20 protein-coding genes and 2 riboswitches are annotated in these 22,136 nt (G+C 69.2%); of the genes, 3 read left to right on the top strand and 17 right to left on the bottom strand.

The genetic code is table 11. The annotated features are described in order from the left end of the window. Positions 1 to 230 precede the first annotated feature (230 nt). Both FHX53_RS00530 and FHX53_RS00525 read left to right on the top strand, forming a co-directional pair. Positions 231 to 1,028, top strand: coding sequence for a CPBP family glutamic-type intramembrane protease (locus FHX53_RS00530; protein WP_182489207.1), 798 nt, complete (start codon positions 231 to 233; stop codon positions 1,026 to 1,028). A 9-nt stretch (positions 1,029 to 1,037) separates the two neighbouring features. Continuing rightward, positions 1,038 to 1,547, top strand: coding sequence for a peroxiredoxin (locus FHX53_RS00525; RefSeq protein WP_182489205.1), 510 nt, complete (start codon positions 1,038 to 1,040; stop codon positions 1,545 to 1,547). Positions 1,548 to 1,713: 166 nt separating this feature from the next. Here FHX53_RS00525 and gcvP read toward each other — a convergent pair whose 3' ends face one another. Genes gcvP through gcvT form a run of 3 tightly spaced genes read right to left on the bottom strand, consistent with a single transcriptional unit; the run spans position 1,714 to position 6,212 of the window. Then, on the bottom strand, positions 1,714 to 4,668 hold the full coding sequence (gene gcvP, locus FHX53_RS00520) for an aminomethyl-transferring glycine dehydrogenase (RefSeq protein ID WP_182489203.1): 2,955 nt from the start codon (positions 4,666 to 4,668) through the stop codon (positions 1,714 to 1,716). 15 nt (positions 4,669 to 4,683) lie between these two features. Next, on the bottom strand, positions 4,684 to 5,058 hold the full coding sequence (gcvH, locus tag FHX53_RS00515) for a glycine cleavage system protein GcvH (RefSeq protein WP_182489200.1): 375 nt from the start codon (positions 5,056 to 5,058) through the stop codon (positions 4,684 to 4,686). Beyond that, positions 5,055 to 6,212: a glycine cleavage system aminomethyltransferase GcvT gene (gcvT, locus tag FHX53_RS00510; RefSeq protein WP_182489198.1), complete on the bottom strand. Its 1,158-nt coding sequence runs from the start codon at positions 6,210 to 6,212 to the stop codon at positions 5,055 to 5,057. The genes gcvH and gcvT overlap by 4 nt, the downstream gene beginning before the upstream one ends. A gap of 32 nt (positions 6,213 to 6,244) precedes the next feature. Then, a riboswitch (glycine riboswitch) is annotated at positions 6,245 to 6,378 on the bottom strand. A 1-nt stretch (position 6,379) separates the two neighbouring features. Further along, positions 6,380 to 6,479: riboswitch (glycine riboswitch) on the bottom strand. Between the two features lie 170 nt (positions 6,480 to 6,649). Here gcvT and FHX53_RS00505 point away from each other — a divergent pair. Continuing rightward, positions 6,650 to 7,438, top strand: coding sequence for a GntR family transcriptional regulator (locus FHX53_RS00505; protein ID WP_182489196.1), 789 nt, complete (start codon positions 6,650 to 6,652; stop codon positions 7,436 to 7,438). 133 nt (positions 7,439 to 7,571) lie between these two features. Here the strand turns inward: FHX53_RS00505 and FHX53_RS00500 are convergent, their stop codons facing one another. The 14 genes from FHX53_RS00500 to FHX53_RS00435 form a co-directional block, all read right to left on the bottom strand. After that, complete coding sequence (locus FHX53_RS00500) at positions 7,572 to 8,339, bottom strand: ATP-binding cassette domain-containing protein (protein WP_182489194.1); 768 nt, start codon at positions 8,337 to 8,339, stop codon at positions 7,572 to 7,574. Then, positions 8,336 to 9,439, bottom strand: a complete 1,104-nt coding sequence (locus tag FHX53_RS00495; protein WP_182489192.1) for an ABC transporter permease — start codon at positions 9,437 to 9,439, stop codon at positions 8,336 to 8,338. Before FHX53_RS00495 ends, FHX53_RS00500 begins: the two co-directional genes overlap by 4 nt. 128 nt (positions 9,440 to 9,567) lie before the next feature. Continuing rightward, complete coding sequence (locus FHX53_RS00490) at positions 9,568 to 10,611, bottom strand: substrate-binding domain-containing protein (protein WP_182489190.1); 1,044 nt, start codon at positions 10,609 to 10,611, stop codon at positions 9,568 to 9,570. A 198-nt stretch (positions 10,612 to 10,809) separates the two neighbouring features. Next, positions 10,810 to 11,694 (bottom strand): sugar phosphate isomerase/epimerase family protein, encoded by an 885-nt coding sequence (locus tag FHX53_RS00485; RefSeq protein ID WP_220476065.1) that lies wholly within the window; start codon positions 11,692 to 11,694, stop codon positions 10,810 to 10,812. Positions 11,695 to 11,714: 20 nt separating this feature from the next. Then, positions 11,715 to 12,725, bottom strand: a complete 1,011-nt coding sequence (locus tag FHX53_RS00480; RefSeq protein ID WP_182489186.1) for a Gfo/Idh/MocA family protein — start codon at positions 12,723 to 12,725, stop codon at positions 11,715 to 11,717. Positions 12,726 to 12,757: 32 nt separating this feature from the next. After that, positions 12,758 to 13,681, bottom strand: a complete 924-nt coding sequence (locus FHX53_RS00475) for a sugar phosphate isomerase/epimerase family protein (RefSeq protein ID WP_182489184.1) — start codon at positions 13,679 to 13,681, stop codon at positions 12,758 to 12,760. A gap of 28 nt (positions 13,682 to 13,709) precedes the next feature. Beyond that, on the bottom strand, positions 13,710 to 15,593 hold the full coding sequence (gene iolD, locus FHX53_RS00470) for a 3D-(3,5/4)-trihydroxycyclohexane-1,2-dione acylhydrolase (decyclizing) (protein ID WP_246335368.1): 1,884 nt from the start codon (positions 15,591 to 15,593) through the stop codon (positions 13,710 to 13,712). An 11-nt stretch (positions 15,594 to 15,604) separates the two neighbouring features. After that, on the bottom strand, positions 15,605 to 16,567 hold the full coding sequence (gene iolB / locus FHX53_RS00465; RefSeq protein ID WP_182489180.1) for a 5-deoxy-glucuronate isomerase: 963 nt from the start codon (positions 16,565 to 16,567) through the stop codon (positions 15,605 to 15,607). 8 nt (positions 16,568 to 16,575) lie between these two features. Then, entirely contained in the window at positions 16,576 to 18,072 is a 1,497-nt protein-coding gene (locus FHX53_RS00460) for a CoA-acylating methylmalonate-semialdehyde dehydrogenase (RefSeq protein WP_182489178.1), read from the bottom strand. A 47-nt stretch (positions 18,073 to 18,119) separates the two neighbouring features. Next, positions 18,120 to 19,037, bottom strand: coding sequence for a Cgl0159 family (beta/alpha)8-fold protein (locus FHX53_RS00455; RefSeq protein ID WP_220476064.1), 918 nt, complete (start codon positions 19,035 to 19,037; stop codon positions 18,120 to 18,122). Beyond that, entirely contained in the window at positions 19,034 to 19,999 is a 966-nt protein-coding gene (gene iolC, locus FHX53_RS00450; RefSeq protein WP_182489176.1) for a 5-dehydro-2-deoxygluconokinase, read from the bottom strand. Before iolC ends, FHX53_RS00455 begins: the two co-directional genes overlap by 4 nt. A gap of 60 nt (positions 20,000 to 20,059) precedes the next feature. Continuing rightward, positions 20,060 to 21,067, bottom strand: a complete 1,008-nt coding sequence (locus FHX53_RS00445; RefSeq protein WP_182489174.1) for a sugar phosphate isomerase/epimerase family protein — start codon at positions 21,065 to 21,067, stop codon at positions 20,060 to 20,062. Between the two features lie 128 nt (positions 21,068 to 21,195). Beyond that, a complete protein-coding gene (locus FHX53_RS00440; protein WP_182489172.1) occupies positions 21,196 to 21,459 on the bottom strand; it encodes a hypothetical protein in 264 nt (87 codons plus the stop codon). Between the two features lie 77 nt (positions 21,460 to 21,536). Then, complete coding sequence (locus FHX53_RS00435; protein ID WP_182489170.1) at positions 21,537 to 22,100, bottom strand: YflT domain-containing protein; 564 nt, start codon at positions 22,098 to 22,100, stop codon at positions 21,537 to 21,539. Between the last annotated feature and the right edge of the window lie 36 nt (positions 22,101 to 22,136).

Here is a 22,136-nt window from a genome sequence, read left to right as displayed (position 1 = left end):
TGTGCACAGATCCGATAAACTGCGCCCATCCGCCCTCAGAACGCACAATTCCTGCGCGTTACGCCTGATCTCCCCGCTCCGGCGCGCGCTTGCCCGGATTGTTCCGAGCATTCATCGCGTCCTGATGTGTAGCCGTGCTCTAAAGAGCAACGCCGTTAAGAGGGCGAATCCTGCTCCTCTCCCACAACTGAGCTCGGCACCTCACGGGGACGACGCATGATACTTCTACCGTGACCGCCTCCGCCGCGACCGACGTCAGCACAGGCATCCCCTCTCGTCGCCGCATCCGCGCGGAGATCCTCATCGTGCTCGGCCTATCTCTCGGAGCGAGCGCGGTCTATTCGCTCGTCGCCATCGCCAACCGCGTGACGAGCGAGGTGCCGCTGTCGCAGCAGACGGCGACGATCAATCGTTCCCGCGACGATCGCGAGGTTTTCGACCTGATCTACCAGCTGCTCGCGATCTTCTTCGACCTCGTGGCCGTCGCTCTCGTTGCGTTCCTGCTGTGGCAGGTCGCCCGCCCGCACCTCGCCAGGCTCGGCATCGACGGTGCGCGGCCCTGGCGCGATACGCGCGACGGGCTCGGGCTCGCGCTGCTGATCGGGGTCCCGGGCCTCGCGCTCTACGTCGTCGGCCGCGCGCTGGGCATCACCGTGACCGTCGTACCGACCGCGCTCGACACCTACTGGTGGACGGTTCCCGTCCTCCTGCTCGCGGCCGTCCGCGCCGGGGTGATCGAGGAGGTCATCGCGGTCGGCTATCTCTTCGCCCGCCTGCGCGACCTCCGCTGGAGCCCGTGGGCGATCATCCTCACAAGCGCCCTGCTGCGCGCGACGTACCATCTCTACCAGGGCTTCGGGGCGTTCATCGGCAACTTCGTCATGGGCATCGTGTTCGGCTGGATCTACACGCGCACGGGCCGCGTCCTGCCGCTTGTCATCGGCCACACAGCGCTCGACGCAGTGATCTTCGTGGGATACCCCTGGGCGGCGTCAGAGTTCCCGGAACTTCTCGGTTTGCCCGCCTAGCCTCACCGCATGACTCAGCTCGAGATCGGCCAGCTCGCCCCCGACTTCACCCTGCCGGGCGTGACAATGCGGGGCGCGGATGCTCAGCACCGGCTCTTCTCGCTGCGCGAGCACCGCGGCTCGCCCCTCGTGCTCGCGTTCTACCCCGCCGACGCCTCGCCCGGCTGCACCTCGCAGCTCTGCAACTACCAGAACGAACTCTCCGGCTTCGAGGAGCTCGGCGCCGAGGTGTGGGCGATCAGCCGCCAGAGCGCGGCCTCGCACGAGTCGTTCGCCCGCCGCTCGAAGCTGACCTTCCCGCTGCTCGCCGACGAGCGCGGCGACGTCGTCGACGCTTACGGGGTCGGGCTCTTCGGCGTCGGCGTGCGCCGCTCGATCTTCATCATCGATGCCGGCGGGGTGCTGCGCTGGAAGCACGTCGCGCTCGTCGGCGTGACGTACCAGAGCGCCAGGACGATCCGCGAGCAGCTCGCACTACTGCCGGGGTCGCCCGGTCTCGACGCCTCCGCCGCCTCCTAGCCGCGGCGCTCCTCGCGCGGGCGTGGTCGTCCGCTCTTCCTGAACCAAATGAAGGGAGCCGCGGTCCTCCACCGGCGTGTCGCTGGCGACACGCCGACTACGGCGCGGTCGCTCCCTTCATTTCGTCAACCACGCGAGATTCGAGGAGGCCGCCGGGTACGAGCCGCTAGGCGAACGCCTCGATCGGCGGACAGGCGCAGACGAGGTTGCGATCGCCGTAGGCCTGGTCGACACGGCGCACCGGCGGCCAGTACTTGTCGGCGCGCGTCGCCCCGAACCCGCCGGAGCCGTCGGCGCCGGACCCGTGCTCGTCGTCCGCGACGAGCGACGCCGGGTACACGGCGAGCTCGCGCGAGTAGGGGTGCTCCCACTCGCCGGCGATGACGCTCTCGGCCGTGTGCGGCGCGTTCACGAGCGGATTGTCGCCCGCCGGCCACTCCCCCGCCGCGACGCGGTCGGCCTCGAGGCGGATCGCGATCATGGCCTGGATGAATCGCTCGAGCTCGGCGAGATCCTCCGACTCGGTCGGCTCGACCATGAGCGTCCCCGCGACGGGGAACGACATCGTGGGCGCGTGGAACCCGTAGTCCATGAGGCGCTTCGCGACGTCGTCATTGCCGATGCCCGTCGACTCCTTGAGGGGGCGCAGGTCGAGGATGCACTCGTGCGCGACGAGACCGTTCTCGCCTGCGTAGAGCACCGGATAGTGCTCGCGGAGTCGCAGCGCCACATAGTTGGCGGAGAGGACGGCGTTCGCCGTCGCATCCGTCAGCCCCTCGGAGCCCATCATGCGGGCGTAGGCCCACGAGATCGGCAGGATGCTCGCCGAGCCGAACGGCGCGGCGGAGACGGGCGCTCCGCGGTGCTCGCTGGTGCCGGCCGAGCCGGTCGTCATGTCGAACGGCGGGTGGACGTCCATCTGGGCGAGCGGGTGGCCGGGCAGGAACTCGGCCAGGTGCGCCTTGGCTGCGACGGGGCCGACGCCGGGCCCTCCCCCGCCGTGCGGGATGCAGAAGGTCTTGTGCAGATTGAGGTGACTGACGTCGCCGCCGATGTCGCCGTAGCGGGCGTAGCCGAGGAGCGCGTTGAGGTTGGCGCCGTCGATGTACACCTGGCCGCCGGCCTCGTGCACGGCGGCCGTGACCTCCATGACGTCGTGCTCGTACACGCCGTGCGTCGACGGGTAGGTGATCATGAGCGCGGCGAGCTCGTCGCGGTGCGTCTCGATCTTCGCGCGCAGGTCGGCGAGGTCGACGTCGCCCGTCACGGTCGTGGCGATGACGACGACGCGCATCCCGGCGAGGACCGCCGAGGCCGCGTTCGTGCCGTGCGCGCTCGACGGGATGAGGCAGACAGTGCGGTGCTCGTCGCCGCGCGAGCGGTGGTAGCCGCGGATCGCGAGGAGGCCCGCGAGCTCGCCCTGGCTGCCCGCGTTGGGCTGCAGCGACACGGCGTCGTAGCCGGTGAGCTCGGCGAGCCACGTCTCGAGCATGCCGATGAGCACGAGCGACCCCTGGACGTCCTCGAGCGGTGCGAACGGGTGCAGCGCGCTGAACTCGGGCCACGTGACGGCGGCCATCTCGGTCGCGGCGTTGAGCTTCATGGTGCAGGAGCCGAGCGGGATCATGCCGCGGTCGAGCGCGTAGTCGCGGTCGGCGAGGCGCTTGAGGTAGCGCATCATCGCGGTCTCGCTGCGGTGCGTGTGGAACACCGGGTGGGTCATGAACTCGGATTCGCGCTCGAGCGCGGCGGGGATGCGCGTCACCGGCTCGGACGCGCCGGCGCCGGGGATCCCCGACCCCGGCATGAACCCGAAGACGCCCGAGAGCTCCGCGAACAGCGCGGAGTCGGTCGATGACTGCTCGTCGAAGCTCAGGCGCACCGTGTCGGCGTCGACCCGCCACAGCAGGATGTCGCGGTCGCGGGCGGCGGCGATGATGTCATCGGCACGTCCCGGAACGGCGATCGTGAGCGTGTCGAACGCGGCGTCGTTGAGCACCTCGACGCTGTTGGCGGCGAGCCGCTCGGCGAACGCCGCCGTGGTGCGCGCGACGCGCGTCGCGATCCGGCGCAGGCCGTCGGGCCCGTGGTACACGCCGAACATTGACGCCATGACGGCGAGCAGCACCTGCGCGGTGCAGATGTTCGACGTGGCCTTGTCGCGGCGGATGTGCTGCTCGCGGGTCTGCAGCGTCAGCCGGTAGGCGGGGCGGCCGTCGGCGTCGCGCGAGACGCCGACGAGGCGGCCGGGCATCGAGCGCTCGAGGCCCTCGCGCACGGCGAGGTAGCCGGCGTGCGGCCCGCCGAAGCCCATGGGCACGCCGAACCGCTGCGTGGTGCCGACGGCGACGTCGGCGCCGAGCTCGCCGGGGCTCGTGATGAGGGTGAGCGCGAGCAGGTCGGCGGCGACGATCGCGATCCCGCCCTGCTCCTTGACGCGGGCGATGATCGCCGACGGGTCCCAGATGCGGCCCGAGGCGGCGGGGTACTGCACGAAGACGCCGAACGCCTCGGGCAGGTCGGCCGGGTCGGTGTCGGCGAGCGGCAGGTAGCGCAGCTCGAGGCCGACAGCCTCGGCGCGGCCGTCCAGCACCGCGCGCGTCTGGGCGAACAGGTCGCTGTCGACGAGGAAGAGATTCGACGAACTCTTCGACGCCCGGCGCGCGAGCAGCATGCCCTCGACGACCGCGGTCGCCTCGTCGAGCATCGAGGCGTTGGCGGTGTGCAGGCCGGCGAGCTCGCTCACCATGGTCTGGAAGTTCAGCAGCGCCTCGAGCCGACCCTGCGAGATCTCGGGCTGGTAGGGCGTGTACGCCGTGTACCAGCTGGGGTTCTCGAGCACGTTGCGCTGGATCACGGCGGGCGTGATCGTGCCGTAGTAGCCCTGGCCGATGAGGCTGACGCGCACGCGATTCTCGGCGGCGATGGCGCGCAGCTCGGCGAGAGCCTCGGCCTCGGTCGCGGCGTGAGGCAGGCTGCGCAGCGGGGCGGTCTGGCGGATCGCGGTCGGCACCGCCGCATCCATGAGGGCGTCGAGCGAGGCGCAGCCGAGCGCGTCGAGCATGAGCTGCCGCGCGGAGTCGTCGATGCCGATGTGGCGGGCGCTGAAATCCAAAGACATGGGGGTCGGATGCTCCTACTCGCCGATGAGGGCGCGGTACTCGTCGGCGCTCATGAGCGTCGGGGTCTCGGCGACGCGCACCTTGACGAGCCAGCCCTCGCCGTAGGGGTCGGAGTTGATGGTCTCGGGCGCGTCGACGACGGCGTCGTTCGCCTCGACGACCTCTCCGTCGAGCGGCGCGTAGAGCTCGCCGACCGACTTGGTCGACTCGACCTCGCCGACGATCGAGCCCGAGGTCACGCTCGAGCCGACCTTCGGCAGGTCGACGTAGACGACGTCGCCGAGCGCGTCGGCGGCGTACTGCGTGATGCCCACGGTGGCGACGTCGCCCTCGAGGCGCACCCACTCGTGCTCGGCGGTGTACTGCAGGTCGGCGGGGACTGCGCTCATGGTCGGGCCTCTTTCGTGTAGAAGGGGAGCGGGACGACGGTCGCGGGAATGCGGCTGCCGCGCACGTCGAGGTCGAGGGTCGTGCCGGGCTCGGCGTGGGCCGGGTGCACGAGGGCCATCGCGATGGGGTGACCGAGGGTGGGCGACAGGGCGCCGGAGGTGACCTCGCCGACGACCTCCTCGCCGCTCATGACGGGGTAGCCGGCGCGGGCTGCGCGGCGGCCCTCCGCGGTGAGGCCGACCAGAACGCGCGCGTCCTCGCCGGGGCCCGCCTCGACCGCGGCCTTGCCGACGAACGACTCCTTGGACGTCACGACGACGCGCCCCAGCCCCGCCTGAACGGGCTGGATGCTCGTGCCGAGCTCGTGACCGTAGAGCGGCATGCCCGCCTCGAGCCGGAGGGTGTCGCGCGCCGCGAGCCCGCACGGCTGCAGGCCGAGCGGCTCGCCGGCGGCGAGGAGCGCCCGCCAGAGCGCCGCGGCGTGCGCGACGCCGAGGTAGAGCTCGAAGCCGTCCTCGCCCGTGTAGCCCGTGCGCGCGACGAGGATCTCGACGGAACTCTCGCCCTCGGGCCCGGTGAACGTGCCGGTCGTCCAGGCGTAGTACTTCAGGTCGTCGAGCTCGGGGGCGAGGAACTGCGGCGTCGCCTCGAGGACCGCGCGCGCAGCGGGCCCCTGCACCGCGATGAGGGCCGTGGCGTCGGTGCGGTCGTCGATCGCGACGCCGTGTTCGGCGGTGCGCGCCTCGAGGGCGGCGACCACGGCATCCCTATTCGAGGCGTTCGCGACGACGAGGAACTCGTGGTCGGTGATGCGGTAGACGATGAGGTCGTCGATGATGCCGCCGCGCTCGTCGAGGATGAGCGAGTACTTCGCCCTGCCGACGGCGAGCTCCGACAGCCGCCCGGCGAGCGCCTCGTCGAGGAAGGCGCCGGCGGCCTCGCCGATGACCGCGATCTCGGCCATGTGCGAGATGTCGAAGAGACCGGCCGCCGTGCGCACCGCGTGGTGCTCGGCGAGGTCGGAGGTGTAGCGGACGGGCATCTGCCAGCCGGCGAAGTCGGTGAAGCTCGCGCCGAGCGCGACGTGCTGCTCGTGCAGGGGCGAGAACCGCGCGGATGCGGCGGACGGATCGGACACGGTGGGATCGGACACGGAGTTCTCCTGACGCAGCTGGTGGCCGGTGGAACTCCCCCTCTGTCATGGTGCCTGAGAGCTTCACGCGCCCTCTCCGGTCGTGCCGGTCGTGGCGAGCTTTCACCGTGGGCGAGAGCGCTCGTCGCGGCAGCGGTGCCGGGATGCGCTCTGCTTTTCAGAGTGGCCTGGCGAGAGCGGTACGCGTACCTGAGAGATTGGCGGGGAGGCTTGCTCCTTCGGTGCCGTCGGCGGCGTCAGCCCCGTCGGCTCTCCCGCACTCGCTGTGCGGCCCGATGTTCGGTTGTGGTGGAGCGATCGTGCAGGGTCAGCGTATCAACCGCGGGGCGTTCCTCCCACGACCGGCGTGCTCGAGATCTTCGCTTCGGGATCGGGCGCCGACGCATGATCCATGTCACGGTGCGGAAATGTTAGGTCAAACTGGCATAGTGGAGGGCATGTCAGCCTCCGCGCCCGCCGCCGGCACCTCCTCGCCCGAGGTCGTGCTGCCCCTCAGCACCTTCATGCAGCTCGACCGGTCAGGGCCCATCCCGCTCTACTTCCAGGTCGCGCAGATCATAGAGAAGGCCATCCGTCAGGGCGATCTGCCCCCCGGCGCCCGCCTCGAGAACGAGGTTGCCTTGGGCAACCGGCTGGGCCTCAGCCGCCCGACCGTGCGCCGCGCGATCCAGGAGGTGGTCGCGAAGGGACTTCTCGTGCGACGCCGCGGAATCGGCACGCAGGTCGTGCAGGGCCAGGTCACTCGCGGCCTCGAGCTCACGAGCCTCTACGACGATCTCGTGCAGAGCGGGAAGCACCCGAGCACCGACGTGCTCTCGATGGAGATCGTCGAGGCACCTGGCCATGTGGCCACCCACCTCGGTGTCGCCGAGGGCGCGTCTGTCGTGCACCTGCGCCGGGTACGCCGCGCCGACGGCATCCCCGTGGCGATCCTCGAGAATTGGCTCCCCGCCGACGTAGCCGACCTGTCGACCTCTGACATCGAGGAGCACGGCCTGTATCAGATGCTTCGCACTCGCGGCATCACGATGCGCGTGGCCCAGCAACGCATCGGCGCCCGCAAGGCGGTCGCGGAGGAGGCGGACATCCTCGGCCTCGAGCGCGGCGGGGCCGTTCTCACCATGGAGCGCACCGCCTTCGACGGCTCCGGCCGCGCGGTCGAATTCGGCCGACACTGCTACCAGCCCGACGTCTATGCATTCGAGGTGACGCTCGTAGAAAAGTAGGAACGGCCCGCCGGCCTTCCAACACCACCAAGTGGGACCCGGCCAAGCCGTGAAGTGCAAGTCTTCGTGCGGCGGAGCGAAGGAACGGGGCCCGGCTCGCGGCCGAGCCCCGCCTTCCCTCCCTCGAGGTTCGCTAGAAGCGACCCTCTCGGTATCGACGGATGCCCTCCGCGCCCTCGACGACGGCGGCGGTGAGCTCCTCCACAGTCGTGTCCTCGCGGCGGACATCCAAAATCTTGCGACCGTGGTTCATCACGATGTGGCGGTCGCACACCTGATACGCGTGGTGCAGGTTGTGGGTGACGAGCACCGAGCTCACGCCGTCGCTCTTGAGGTGCGTGAGGTAATTCAGCAGCGCCTCGGTCGCGCGCACGGCGAGCGCCGAGGTGGGCTCATCGAGGATCAGCAGGCTGCGCTTGAAGTGCACGGCGCGCGCGATCGCGACAGCCTGCGCCTGACCGCCCGAGAGAGAGGCGACGAGTTGCTTGGGGCTCTTGATGCCCTCGATGGTGACGACCGAGTCAAGCACCTCGGCGGTGATCGAGTCCATCTCCTTCATCTTCATGAAGCCGAGCTTGTTGGTGATCTCGCGGCCCATGAAGATGTTGCGCGTGATCGTCATGAACGGCACGAGAGCAGAGTCCTGGAAGATCGTCTCGACTCCGAGTCGCTCGGTGATGTCGCGGTTCATCTTCTCGACGGGTGCGTCATCCCACGTGAAGTCGCCCTGATCGGCCTGGACGACGCCCGACATGATCTTGACGAGCGTGGACTTGCCGGCGCCGTTGTCCCCGAGGAGGCCGACGACCTCACCCTTGCCGATCTCGAAGCTCACGTCGTTGAGGACGGTGTTGGGGCCGTACTTCTTGGTCACGCCTTTCAGGGCGAAGAGAGCGCTCATCGTGCTTTGCCTTCCATGAGCTTGTTGAAAATCGCGGCGATGACGATGGTGACGCCGACGAAGAGGGTGATGTAGAAGCCGGGCGCCTTGGCGAGGAGCAGGCCGTTCCGGATGAGCTCGATGAGCGCGGCGCCAACGATGATGCCGAGCACCGTGCCTCGACCACCCCACAGCGAGGTGCCGCCGACGACCGCTGCAGCGATCGCGAAGAGCGTGAAGTCCTCGGTGGCCGAACCGCCCGGCTGCATCGACGAGGTGCGCACGGCGATGAGGATTGAGGCGAAGCCCACGAGTCCGCCGAAGATCGCGAAGGCCATGAGCTTGACCCGCTTGGGGTTGATCGAGATGGCCTCGGCCGCTGCGGGGTTGCCGCCGACGGCGAAGAGGTGGTTTCCGCGACGGTGGCGGTGCAGGAACAGCCACGCGAGCACGCCGATGATGATGAGCCAGATGAGCTGCGAGCGGAAGAAGCCGAAGTCCTGGGCGAACAGGAACACCATCGTCTCGTCGCGCGAGGTCGTGAGCGTCGCGGGCGTGGTGCCGTTGATGAAGATGCCCGCGCCCATCCAGAAGAAACTCATACCGAGCGTAGCGATGAACGAGGGGATGCGCGTGTAGACGACGATCGCGCCGTTGACGAGCGCCACGACGACCCCGCACAGAATACCGGCGAGAATCGCGACCCAGAGGTTCACGCTCTCGGCCGTCTTGATGAAGACGATGGCGCTGAGGGTGATGTTCGCGCCGAGTGACAGATCGAACTCGCCGGCGATCATGAGGATGCCCGCAGCGAGGCCCAGAATGGCGAGCACCGGCACGGCCTGCGAGATGACGCCCGAGAGGTTGTTCGGATTCAGGAACGCGAATCCTGTCGGCGAGATGAGGCTCGCGGTGATGTACCCGGTGAGCAGGACCACGAGGACCACGGAGATCTCGAGGGCTCCGCGGCCGCGGATGAACTGCAGGTCGTGACGCAGACGGGCGCCGAAGCCCGTCGATGCCTGAGCGTCGGACATCCGTCGCTGCGTCGTGATGGCCTCGGTCGCGAGGGTCACCTCGAGGACCGGGGAGTCGACGTCGGTCGATTTCCTATCTGACATGGTTTCTACCTTCAACGCTGATGAGAGTGGGGGCGGCTCGCGTCGCCGAGGGAGGGAGGGGTGGTGCGGCGGTGGGGTCGACCAGGAATGCTCCAGTCGACCCCACCGGTGCTACGAGTGGTGCGGAGTTACCAGCGGACGCCCTGGAGGTCCGGGGCCTCGATGTTTTCGACGGTCTCCTTCGTGATGAGTCCGAGACCACCCGAGTTGATGTTCGCGGCCGAGAAGCCGAAGTCGAGGTTCAGCACACCCTGCATGACCGACTGGAAACCCTGGATGTAGCCCTGCTGGTCGGCCGTCGCGAGGATCTGGCCATCCTTCAGGCCCTGGACGATCGCCGGAGCGGTGTCGAAGCCGATGACCTTGGTCGTCGAGTTGCCCGCAGCAGCAAGAGCTGCCGGAAGGTTGCGGTGCGGGGTGCCACCGACGGGGACGACCGCCTTGACGTCGGGGTTCGCGACGAGCCACGTGGTGAGCGCGTCGAGAGCCGGGGCGTCCTCACCTCCGGTGCGGAGCCATTCTGACTGGTCGATAACGCCGACGCCGGCCTCCTTGAGGACGTCGTAGACGCCGCCCCCGCGCTGGAGCGCGTACGGCTGGTCCGGTTCTTCGGCAGTGATGAGCACCTTGTCGCCTTCGGCGACGACACCCGAGTCGAGCAGGTTCTGCGCGACGATAGTGCCGACCTCGTAGAAGTCCTGGCCGACGAATCCGGAGACGCAGTCGCCCGCACTCTCGGGAGCCGGAACGTTGAAGGCGATGACGGGAATGCCCGCATCGGCAGCCTGGCACGCGACGTCGACCCAGGCCTCGCCCTCGTTGAAGGGCATGAAGATGAACGCCGGGTCGGTTGCGATGGCGGTCTGCACGAGGTTGACCATTGTGGCCGAGTCGCCCTCTGCGGTCTGGTGGGTGAACTCGAGGTTGCCGAGTGCCGCGGCGTCTTCGGCGCCCTGGAGGATCTGGGCCCAGAAAGCGTCGCCCGCCGGGTTGTAGTAGGTGAAGAAGTAGACGTCGCGCTCCTCGGCGCGCGAGCCGAAGCCGGACTCGAGGGCGGCGACCTCGCCATTGGCTGCAGGTGCGGCGCCCGCGGAGCAGCCGGCGAGGAGAATCGCGGACGCGGAGAGAGCGCCGAAGCCCAAGAGGCTGCGCTTGATGGTGCTGGTGATCACTTCGTTGTGTCCCTTCATAGCGGGCTCCGCGGGCGCTAGGGGTAGCGCGGAGCCGGAGCGACGTTGCTGTTCTTTGAATCTACGGTGCGAGAGTCAAAAGGTCAATAGTTTGTCATGACATATGTACTTATAGCGAACATACGAGCGGGGCGGGTCTCGCCGCCGAGAAGGGCGCCGCGGACCCCGCCCCGCCCGGGCTCAGGATGCTCGACGATGCGCCGACGCGATGCCCGCGCGGATGGCTTCGAGCTGGAAGCGGCTGATCGCCTCCCACTGCTCGTCCTCGGCGAAGACGTTCGAGACGATGAGCGCATCATCGCGGTCGAGGAAGCCCACGGCATGCAGCGCGTCGTAGTACTCGTCCCAGTTGACGTCGCCGTCGCCGATGCGGAGGTGCTGGTGCACACGAGCGGTGTTGCCGGGGGGGTTCGAGATGTAGCGCAGGCCGTGCGAGCGGTGGTGGTCGAAGGAATCGGCTGCGTACGCCGCTCCCAGCCTCTCCCCCGCTGCCGCGATGATGCCGGGCGCGTCGTCGCCGTAGTGGAACGTGTGCGAGCCGACGTAGACGAAGCCGACGTGCGCTGAGTCGAGTGAGCGGATGACGCGCACCGCCTCGTGGCCCTCCTCGACGAAGTCGTCGGGGTGCGGGTCGATGTTCACCCGGATACCCTCGCGCTCGATGATCGGCAGGAGCTCCTCCATGGAGCGGAAGAACCCCGCTTCCGAGTCCTCGCTGCGCTCGGGGCGCCCGCTGAACTCGGTGTTGATGACGCGCACCTCGAGCTCGACGGCGATCTCGATGAGACGGCGGAAATTGCGCACGGCGGCCTCGCGCTGAGCCTCCTCGGGCGACGACCAGCGGTACACCGGCAGCAGCGACGAGATGCCCACTCCGGCGTCCTTCGCCGCCTTCTTCGTCGCTGAGATCAGCGCCCGGTCGGCGCGAGGATGGCGGAAGAACGGCATGAAGTCGACGTGCGGCGTCAGCTGAATCCACTCGTAGCCGAGCTCGGCGGCGACGCGCGGGAACTCCAGGAACGCGTGCGTGTGGTGCAGCGGGGTGGGATCAAGGGCGATTCTCATCACAGTCTCCTTCGTGACGATCAGGCGTAGAACGACGGGCGCGCGGCGTACTCGACCTCGACGCGACGGCCGGTCTCGAGCGCCTCGACGCCGGCCTTGCAGGCGGCGGCGACGAGATAGCCGTCCCACGCGCTCGGCCCATCGATGGCCCCCGCCTGCGCGGCGCGCACCCAGCGCTGGATCTGCGCGTCGTATGCCTCGGCGAAGCGCGTGTTGAACGAGACGTGCTCGGCGTGACCGTAGCGGCCGTCCTGCCAGAGGGTCATGCCGCCGGTGCGGCCGATCTCGGCGATGCCGCGCTCGAAGACCGCCTCGGTCCTGACCTGGTAGCCGAACTGCACGCTGACGTTCATCTCGACGTCGGCGAGCACGCCCTGGTCGGTCTCGAGCAGCACGAGGATCGGCTCGTCGAGGTGCGCGGGCGACAGCGAGTTGCGCCGCGGGCGCTTGACCTCGATGGCCGTGACCGGCGAGTCGGTGAGGTAGCGCACGATGTCGATCTCGTGAACGACCGAGTCGTTGATGAGCATCGGGTTCGTGTAGCTGTCGGGCACGGCGGGGTTGCGGTGAGCGCAGCGGAGGGCGAGCAGCGCGCCGGCGTCGCCGGAGGCGATGAGCTCGCGCAGCTGCATGTACTCCTTGTCGAAGCGGCGCATGAAGCCGACCTGGATGAGCTTCCTGCCGCCCTTCTGCTCGGCCTTGAGCACGCGCAGGCTCGACTCGGGGTCGGGAGTGAGCGGCTTCTCGCAGAGGATCGGCAGGCCTGCCTCGATCGCGGGGAGCAGCACGGGCTCGTGGAACTGCCCGGGAGTGGCGATGAGCACGGCGTCAACGACAGCGCTCGCGAGAGCATCCTCGATCGCGGTGAAGTGCTGGGCACCGGGAGCGTTCGCGATGGCGGCGGCCGCGCGGCCCGCGTCGGGCTCGACGACGGCGCTGACCGTCGCGCCGACGATGCGCTGGGTGATGCGGGTGATGTGGTCGGCGCCCATCATGCCGGCGCCGACGACGGCGATGCGGAGGTCATCCATGAGTCGGATCTCTTCTCTGAGGTGGTGGCGGATCAGTGGAAGCGCGCGGCGGCCGTGCAGCCGGCGATGTGCGATCGCGTGCGCTGCGCGACGGGGAAGGGGAAGTCGATGTCGCAGCCGTACATGTCCTGCTCGACGATCGCGAACATCTGCGGGTCGATCTCAGCGGCGAGTTCGAGGATCGGGGCGAACTCCGGCACTCCGGCTCCTCCCGGCTCGGTCATGACGCCCCGGGCGACCGCGTCGACGAACGGCAGATCGTTCTTAAGCGTGTCGGCGAGGATGTCGGGCTCGACCTGCTTCAGGTGCAGGTAGCCGATGCGCTCGGGGTGCGCGCGCATCAACTTGACGTTATCTCCGAGGTAGTAGGCGAAGTGTCCGGTGTCGAGGCAGAGGTTTGTAAAGCGAGCATCCGTCTCGGCGAGGAAGCGCTCGACCTCGGCGTAGCTGCCGATGTGGCTGTCGGCGTGCGAGTGGAACTGCTGCTTGATGCCGTAGTCCTCGAGCAGGGCCTTGCCGAGGCGGTCGTGACCGGAGGCGAGTCGGCTCCACTGCTCATCGGTGAGGGTGCGGGCCTCGAGCACTTCGGCCGTGGCGTCGCTGCGCCACAGGTCGGGGATCACGACGAGGTGCTCGACGCCGAGCTTCGAGACGAGTCCCGCGACGTCGAGCGCCTGCTGCCAGGCGCGCTCCCACTGCTCATCGCCCTTGTGGAAGCCGGTGAAGACCGTGCCGGCGGTGAGCCTCAGGTCGCGCTTGCCGAGCTCGTCCTCGAGCTGGTGGGGGTCGGTCGGCAGGTAGCCGAACGGGCCGAGCTCGATCCAGTGGTAGCCAGCGGCCTGCACTTCATCGAGGAAGCGCTGCCACGGCACCTGCTTCGGGTCATCGGGGAACCAGACGCCCCACGAGTCGGGCGCGGTGCCGACGCGGATCTGGGCGGTGTCGGTGGTCGTCATGCTCGTCTCTCCTTCGAGGTGGTGCGGGTCAGCCGAGGAGCGGGCGCTGGCGCGCACGCTGCTCGCGGTACTCGGTCAGGGCCTGCTGCGTCGCCTCGAGCGTCGAGACCTCGGCGACCGGGACGTCCCACCAGCCCGCGCCGTCGGGCGCGTAGACGAGCGGGTCGCTGTTAATGTGGATTACCGTCGACCGGTCGGAGGCCTTCGCCGTCGCCATCGCGGCGCTCAGCTGGGCGATCGCGTCCTCGCACGGCTCGATCTCGATGACATCGAGTCCGTAGCTGCGCGCGTTCGCCGCGAGGTCGACGGGGAGCACCTGGTCGCCCTGGAAGTTGCGCTGCTCGGGGTCGTATGCGCGGTACCAGGTGCCGAATCGCTCGGAGCCCACCGTCTCGGAGAGGTGCCCGATCGAGGCGTACCCGTGGTTCTGGATGAGGACGACGATGATTTTCAGGCCCTCTGCCACGGCCGTGACGAGCTCGGAGTTGAGCATGAGGTACGAGCCGTCGCCGACCATGACGATGACGTCGCGATCGGGCGCCCCACGACGCACGCCCATGCCGCCCGCGATCTCGTAGCCCATGCACGAGTACGCGTACTCGACGTGGTAGCCGAGGGCGTCGCGCACGCGCCAGAGCTTGTGTAGGTCTCCGGGGAGCGAGCCCGCGGCCTGGACCACGACGTCGGTCGGGTCGGAGGCCGCCTGCACGGCGCCGATGATCTCGGGCTGGCCGGGCAGCGGGCTGCCGCTCGGCACGAAGGCCTCGTCGACGAGCGCGTCCCACTCCGCCTTCGACCGCGCGAGCGCGGCCTCGTCGTCGGCGTCGATGCGGAAGCCCGCGAACTCGTCGAGGAGGGCGTCGAGCGTCTCGCGCGCGTCGGCGATCACGGCAACCTGCGTCCCGTGCTTGTAGGCGTCGAACGCCGCGACATTGATGTTGACGAAGGTGACGTCGGGGTTCTGGAAGGCGGTGCGGCTGGCCGTCGTGAAGTCGCTGTAGCGCGTGCCGATGCCGATGATGACGTCGGCCTCGGTCGCGCGGCGGTTGGCGGCGAGCGTGCCGGTCGCGCCCACTCCCCCGAGGTTCTGCGGGTGATCCCACGTGAGCACGCCGCCGCCGGCCTGGCTCGTGCCGACCGGTATGCCGGTTAGCTCGACGAACCGACGCAGCTGCTCCTCGGCCGCCGAGTAGAGCACTCCACCGCCGGCGATGATCATGGGGCGCTTCGCACCGCGGATGGCCTCGATCGCGCGGGCGAGCGGAGCACGCTCGGGCAGCGGCCGGCGGAGGTGCCACTCCCGCGGCGCGAGGAACTCGAGAGGAACATCCATCGCCTCTGCCTGGACGTCCTCCGGCAGGGCGATCGTGACGGCGCCGGTCTCAGCCGGGTCGAGCAGCACGCGCATCGCGCTGAGGGCGATCGAGTAGAGCTGCTCGGGGCGCTGCACGCGGTCGAAGAAGCGCGACAGCGGGCGGAAGGCGTCGTTGACGGTGATGCCGATGTCGTGCGGCTGCTCGAGCTGCTGCAGCACGGGGTCCGCGACGCGCGTGGCGAACGTGTCGCTCGGCAGCAGCAGCGCGGGCATGCGGTTGGTCGTCGCGAGAGCGGCGCCCGTGAGCATATTGGTGGCGCCCGGCCCGACGGATGCAGCGCTCGCGAACGTGCCCAGGCGACGGTGGATGCGGGCGTAGCCCACCGACTGATGCACCATGGCCTGCTCGTTGCGGGCCTGGTAGTACGGCATGAGGTCGGGTTGCGTCGCGTTGGCCTGCCTGAGCGCCTGCCCGATGCCGGCGACGTTGCCGTGGCCGAAGATCCCGAAGACGCCCGGGATGGTGCGCTCGCGATGAACGCCATCGACAGTCCACTGGTTGGCGAGGAACTCGACGAGCGCCTGGCTGACGGTCATGCGTCGAGTGATCATGAGCGGGGGTCCTCCGGTCGGTCCGCGGTTGCGGGAGTCAGGTAGGGCAGTCGGGCATCGGCGGCCTGGTCGGCCCACGTCGTCCGCACCCAGGCGTGGGCGGGGTCGTCGGTGATGAGCCACGCGCGCTCGGCTCCCGGGCCCGCCATGACGTTGAGGTAGTAAAGGTCGTAGCCAGGAGCGGCCATGCACGGGCCGTGCCAGCCGTGCGGCACGAGCGCGATGTCGCCTGAACGCACCTCGGCGAGCGTGTCGATCTCGCCGGCCTGGGAGGCGTAGGTGCGCACGTAGCCGATCGGGTCTGCCGCGTCGGCGATGGTCGCCGGGACACCGCGCGTGACGGCCGCTTCGAAGTAGTAGATCTCTTCGAGCGCGCTCTCGACGCCCTCGACTTGCTCGTCGTGCTTGTGCGGCGGGTAGCTCGACCAGTTGTCGGCAGGCGTGATGACCTCGCACACGATGAGGCGGTCGGCCTCGAGCGCACCGGGCACGCCGAAGTTGTGCACCTGGCGCGTGGCGCGACCGGCTCCGCGCAGCTCGACGGGAACCTCGGAGGCGAGCACGTGACGCGCCGGGTGCCAGACCGTGGCGGGCGCCTCGGCGACCGCGACGCGGCCCTCGCCACTGATCGCGGCCGACGTGCCGATCGGCAGGTACAGCACGTCGGTCGGTCCGTCGAAGACGGCTGCCCGGCCGGCGAGGATCTGCTCGTGCGGCAGTCGCTCGCCCTCGGTCTGGTACTCGACGCGAAAGCTGCCCGCGAGCGGCACGATGATGCGCTCGACCTCGCCAGCGGGCAGCGCGAGCGGTGCGCTCGTCAGCTCGGCGACGCGGATGCCCGTGTGCTGCCAGCCCTCGAGCCGAGCATCCACGACCGATTCCCACGCGTCGCGCGCGAGGGCGCCCCGCGGGTGCAGCCAGGCGTTCGGCTGCGCGGTGTCGGAGGAAGGACGAGTCATGACCGTGCTCAATTCTGCGGGAAGCCCAGGTTGATGCCGCCGTGGCTGGGGTCGAGCCAGCGCGAGGTGATGGCCTTCTCCTGCGTGAAGAACCGTACGCCCGCGGCGCCGTGCGCCTTCGTGTCGCCGAACAGCGAGTTCTTCCAGCCGCCGAACGAGAAGTAGGCGACCGGCACGGGGATCGGCACGTTGATCCCGATCATGCCGACCTGCACCTCGTTCTGGAACCGGCGAGCCGCGCCGCCGTCGTTGGTGAAGATGGCCGTGCCGTTGCCGTACGCGCCCGAGTTGATGAGCTCGACGCCCTCGGCGTAGGTCTTCACGCGCACGATCGAGAGCACGGGGCCGAAGATCTCCTCGGTGTAGACGCGCGAGCTCGTCGGTACCTGGTCAATGAGGGTCGGGCCGAGCCAGAAGCCGTTGGCGTCGCCGTCGATCTCAACGCCGCGGCCGTCGACGACGACTGTCGCGCCATCCTGCTCGGCGATCTCGATGTAGCCCGCGACCTTGTCGCGGTGCTCCTTGGTGACGAGCGGGCCCATGTCGCAGTTGCGACGGCCGTCGCCGATGCGCAGGGTGGCCATGCGCTCGGTGATCTTCTCGATGAGGGCGTCGGCGACGGGCTCGACCGCCACGACGACCGAGATCGCCATGCAGCGCTCGCCGGCCGAGCCGAAGCCGGCGTTGATCGCGGAGTCGGCGACGAGGTCGAGGTCGGCGTCGGGCAGCACGAGCATGTGGTTCTTCGCGCCTCCGAGGGCCTGCACGCGCTTGCCGTGACGGGCGCCCGTCTCGTAGACGTACTGGGCGATCGGGGTCGAGCCGACGAACGAGATGCTCGCGACGTCGGGGTGCTCGAGCAGCCCGTCGACCGAGACCTTGTCGCCCTGCAGCACCGTGAAGACTCCGTCGGGGAGACCGGCCTCCTTCAGCAGGCGGGCGATCCAGATCGCCGCCGACGGGTCTTTCTCGCTCGGCTTGAGGATGACCGAGTTGCCCGCCGCGAGCGCTAGGGGGAAGAACCACATGGGCACCATGGCCGGGAAGTTGAAGGGGCTGATGATGCCCACGACGCCGAGCGGCTGGCGGATAGAGTACACGTCGACGCCGGTCGACACGCTTTCGCTGTACTCGCCCTTCATGAGCTGCGGGATGCCCGTCGCGACCTCGACAACCTCCTGCCCACGCGTGATTTCGCCGAGGGCGTCGCTCTGCACCTTGCCGTGCTCGGCCGTGATGATCTCGGCGAGCTCGCCCTTGCGGGCGTTGAGCAGCTCGCGGAACGAGAACATGACCTGCTGGCGCTTCGCGAGCGACAGGTCGCGCCACGCGGGGAAGGCCGCCTTCGCCGACGCCACGGCGCGCTGGATCTCGCTCTCGTCAGCGAGCGCCACGCGTTTGGTCTCGACACCGAGGGCGGGGTCGAAGACGGCGGCGGTGCGGCCGGAGGTGCCGGGGAATTCGGCGCCGTCGATCCAGTGCGGGACGACAGGGGTGCTCGACATGAGGGTCTTCTTTTCGTTCGAGGTGGACTGAAGGAGGGAAGGCGGGGTCAGCCGTGAACGAGCGCGGCGGCCGTGTCGACGGCCGAGACGACGTCGCCGTCGGGCGGGTAGAGCAGGCTGCGGCCGACGACGAGGCCGCGGACGTTGGGCAGCGAGAGAGCACTTGACCACGAGTCGAAGGCCGCGTCCTGATCGTCGGAGACCTCGCCGCCGAGCAGCAGGGTCGGCAGCGTCGTGGAGGCCATGACGCGCTCCATCTCGGGGACGACCGGCAGCTTGAGCCACGAGTAGGCGCTCGAGTGCCCGAGACCGGAGGCGATCGCGATCGAGAGGATGACGGCGTCGGTCGAGAGGTCGTTCTGCACGCGCCCGCCGACCCACGAGCTCATGAAGGGCTCGAGCATGATGGGTAGCTGCGAATCGGAGGCTTCGTTGACGACGCGGGCAGTCGTCTCGAGGGTCGCGAGCGAGCCCGCATCGGAGAGGTTGATGCGCACGAGGTTCTTCGCGAAGTCGATGCGGTCGCGCAGCATGCGGTCGACCGTGTACGCGGTGTAGCGGTCGTCCATCTCGAAGGAGGCGCCGCGCAGCCCGCCGCGGTTCATCGAGCCCACGACGACCTTGTCGTCGAGGAGGCCGAGAAGCGCGAGGTCGTCGATGATGTCAGGCGTGCCGAGCACGCCGTCGACGCCGGGGCGCGAGAGCGCCGCCGCGAGCCGACCGAGGAGCTCCTCGCGGTTGGCCATCGCCGTCGGGTCGGTGCCCACGGCGACCGCACCACGGGCGGGGTGGTCGGCGGCGACGATGAACAGACGGCCGTCGGCGCCGAGGATGTCGCGGCGCTGACGCGTCGCGAGCACCTGGCCGATCGCGCCGGGGTTGTGGGCGCGGGTGTCGCGCAGCATCGCGAGATCGAGGGCGGACGCCGCTGTTGCGCTCGCGGGGCGCGGGTCGAGGGTGGTCATCGACTGCTCTTCTCGATCGCGGCGTCGACCTCGGCGGTCGTGGGCATGGCGGTGCTGCACTCGAGCCGGCTCGCGACGATCGCGCCGGCGGCGTTGGCGAAGCGCAGGATGCGCTCGAGCGGCCACTCCTGCAGGAGGCCGTGGACAAGGGCGCCGCCGAAGCTGTCGCCCGCGCCGAGCCCGTTGACGACGTCGACCCAGTGCGGCGGAACCTCGACGACCTCGTCGCGGGTCTTGGCGAGCACGCCCTTGGGGCCCTGCTTGACGACCGCGAGCTCGACGCCGCGTTCGAGGAGCGCATCCGCCGCGCGCAGCGGCTCGGTTTCGCCGACGGCGACCTCGCACTCCTCGCGGTTGCCCACAGCGACCGTGACGTGCCCGAGAGCGCGCTCGACCTGCGCCGAGGCCTCGCTCGGGTCGGCCCAGAACATGGGGCGGTAGTCGAGGTCGAGGATCGTGTGGCGGGCGCGGGCGCGGGCGTCCCACGCGGCGAAGTGCGCGCTGCGGCTCGGCTCGGCCGACAGGCCCGTCACCGTGGCCCAGAAGACCCGCGCGTCGCGGATAGCGCCGAGATCGAGGCGGTCGGCCGCGAGCTGCAGGTCGGGGACGGGTTCGGGGCGGTAGAAGTAGAGCGGGAAGTCGTCGGGCGGGAAGATCTCGCAGAAGACGACGGGCGTCTGCAGACCGTCGCGAGTCTCGACGAAGCGGCTGCTCACGCCGAGGTGCTCGAGCTCGGCGACGACGAAGCGGCCGAAGGGGTCGGAGCCGACTCCCGTGATGATCGCGCTCGCGTCGCCGTGACGCGCGGCGGCCACCGTGACGTTGGTCGCGCTGCCGCCGAGGAACTTGCCGAACGTCTCGACCTGCTCAAGCCCGATGCCGGACTGCAGCGGGTAGATGTCGACGCTCACGCGCCCGATCGCGACGAGATCGAGTGGGGCTGGGCTGGTCGAGCTGCTCATACGTCTGTGTACGGCTTTCTGCTGTTGGGAGGAATGCCTATATGTTAGGACATTAAGATGTTAACGTCCAGTCGCCTCGCGCGAGATGTTCGCCAAAGCGACCTTCAGGGTGGAGGCGGCGACTTCGAGCCCCTCGATACGTCCGAGCGATGCGTCCTCGTGCTCGATCGCGAGGTCGACATCGGGGGCCGTGCGCGCGAGCGTCGCGACGAAACGATTCCAGAACTCCTGATCGTGCCCGAGACCGACGGCGACGAAGTCCCACGCCGCCTCGGTCGGCCACTCGCACAGCGTGTAGCCGCCGCCGAGGGCGAGTGGGTTTTCCTCCGCCGGCATGCGGCGGAAGCGGTCATCGAGCACGCCGTGCAGCGCCACAGCGGGGTTGATGCGCACGTCCTTCGCCGCGGCGGTGATCACGAGCTCACCGAGGTGCTCCAGAGCGACGATCGGGTCGATCTGTTGCCAAAACAGGTGCGACGGATCCATCTCGGCGCCGACGTGGGTGGCATTTGTGCGCTCCACCAGGCGGATGAGAGTCGCGGGGTTGAACACGACGTTCTGAGGGTGCATCTCGATGCCGACCTTGACGCCGTGGTCGGCGGCGAGGCGGTCGACCTCGCGCCAGAACGGCACCGCGACCTCGTCCCACTGATAGTCGAGCGAGTCCATGTCGACGCTGTTCCAGGGGTTGACCACCCAGGCGGGGCGGACTCCGCCGGCGTGATTCGCCGGCGAGCCCGACATCGTGATGACCCGGTCGACTCCGAGACGCGCCGCGATCGGGATCGCGGCGAGGAGGTCGGCGCGGTGCGTCACGGCGGGATCGGGGTGCAGCGGGTTGCCGTTGCAGTTGAGCGCCGTGATCGCGATGCCCCGATCGGCGAAGAGGGCGAGGTACTCGTCGCGCGCGACGTCGGACGACAAGACGGCGTCGATCGGGAGGTGGCGAGGCGGGAGGAACCCTCCGACGTTGATCTCGGCCCCATCGAGGCCGAGCTCGACGAGTACGTCGAGCGCCTCGGGGAGCTCGCGGTCGTGCAGGATCGCGGTGTAGACGCCGAGCTTCATGTCAGGACTCCTCATCGAGCGATCGCCCCACCGGTGAGGCAATTGTCGGTTTGTCCTAACATATACCCGTTTGGGTAGGCGTGCCAAACCCCCGGCGCGGGCGATGCTCGCGAAGCGCGTCCCTGAGCTCAGCGGTCGGGTCGACCCCGCGGGATCGCCGACGCGTGCCGCCGCGGAATGCGGTCGCGGTCCTCCGTGATGGTCGAGTAGCCCGGCTCGAGAGGCATCCCGCCGTCGTCGAGATCGACGAACACGACGCGCTCGTCGCCGAGCGGGAGAATCGCGTAGATCGCCGCCTCCTCGTCGATCCAGCGCAGCAGACTGCCGCCGAAGAGCGTGCCGTTGGCGTTGAGGTCCTCCGGCCGTACCCAGCGACGGGTGTCCAAGGTCATCATGGGCTTGGTCGCGCCGCCCTCCGCTGACGACGGCTAGGCGGGGATGCCCGACTCGGGGTCAGTCGCTGAGGAGGTCACCGCGGCGGCTCGGGATCATGGCCCTGCTCGACCGGGGCGGGAGCATCCGCCGCCACCGCAGCCGGAGCCGAGCCGCCCGAGCCCTCGGCGAGCACCTGCTGAGCCCGGGCGGTCAGGTTCGGATCGATGATGATCTGGTAGTTGCTCGCGAGCACCTGATGGGTGGCGGTGAAGTCGCGACGCCGCCGATTGAGGGCGTACGAGACGACCCCGAAGAGCAGGCCGAAGCCGGCGCCGATGAGCGCCGCGGCGAGGATGAACGAGAAGTCGCCGGTCGGCGAGAACAGGAACAGCAGCAGGCCGATGAACAGGCCGAACCAGGCGCCGCTCGCGGCTCCGGCGAGCGCCGCGCGGGCGTAGGTGAGCTTGCCGGTGATCTTCTCGACGGTCTTCAGATCGTTGCCGACGATCGACAGCTTCTTGACGGGGAAGTCGGCGAGAGCGAGGCGGTTCACGATCTTCTGCGCCTCGGGGTAGCTGTCAAAGGTGCCGAGCACGTCGCCCCGCGGAACGACCGGCGAAGCGGCGGTGCGGCGCGCGAAGGGGCTGCTGTTCGTCATCGGCTCATTGTGTCAGCCCGACGGTAGGGTTTCAGC

Origin of the sequence: Microcella alkalica (genome assembly GCF_014137945.1) — a bacterium.
In the GTDB taxonomy this organism is placed as follows: domain Bacteria; phylum Actinomycetota; class Actinomycetes; order Actinomycetales; family Microbacteriaceae; genus Microcella; species Microcella alkalica.
Note: the sequence above shows the minus strand (reverse complement) of the source record. Positions and strands in the feature narration are given on the sequence as shown.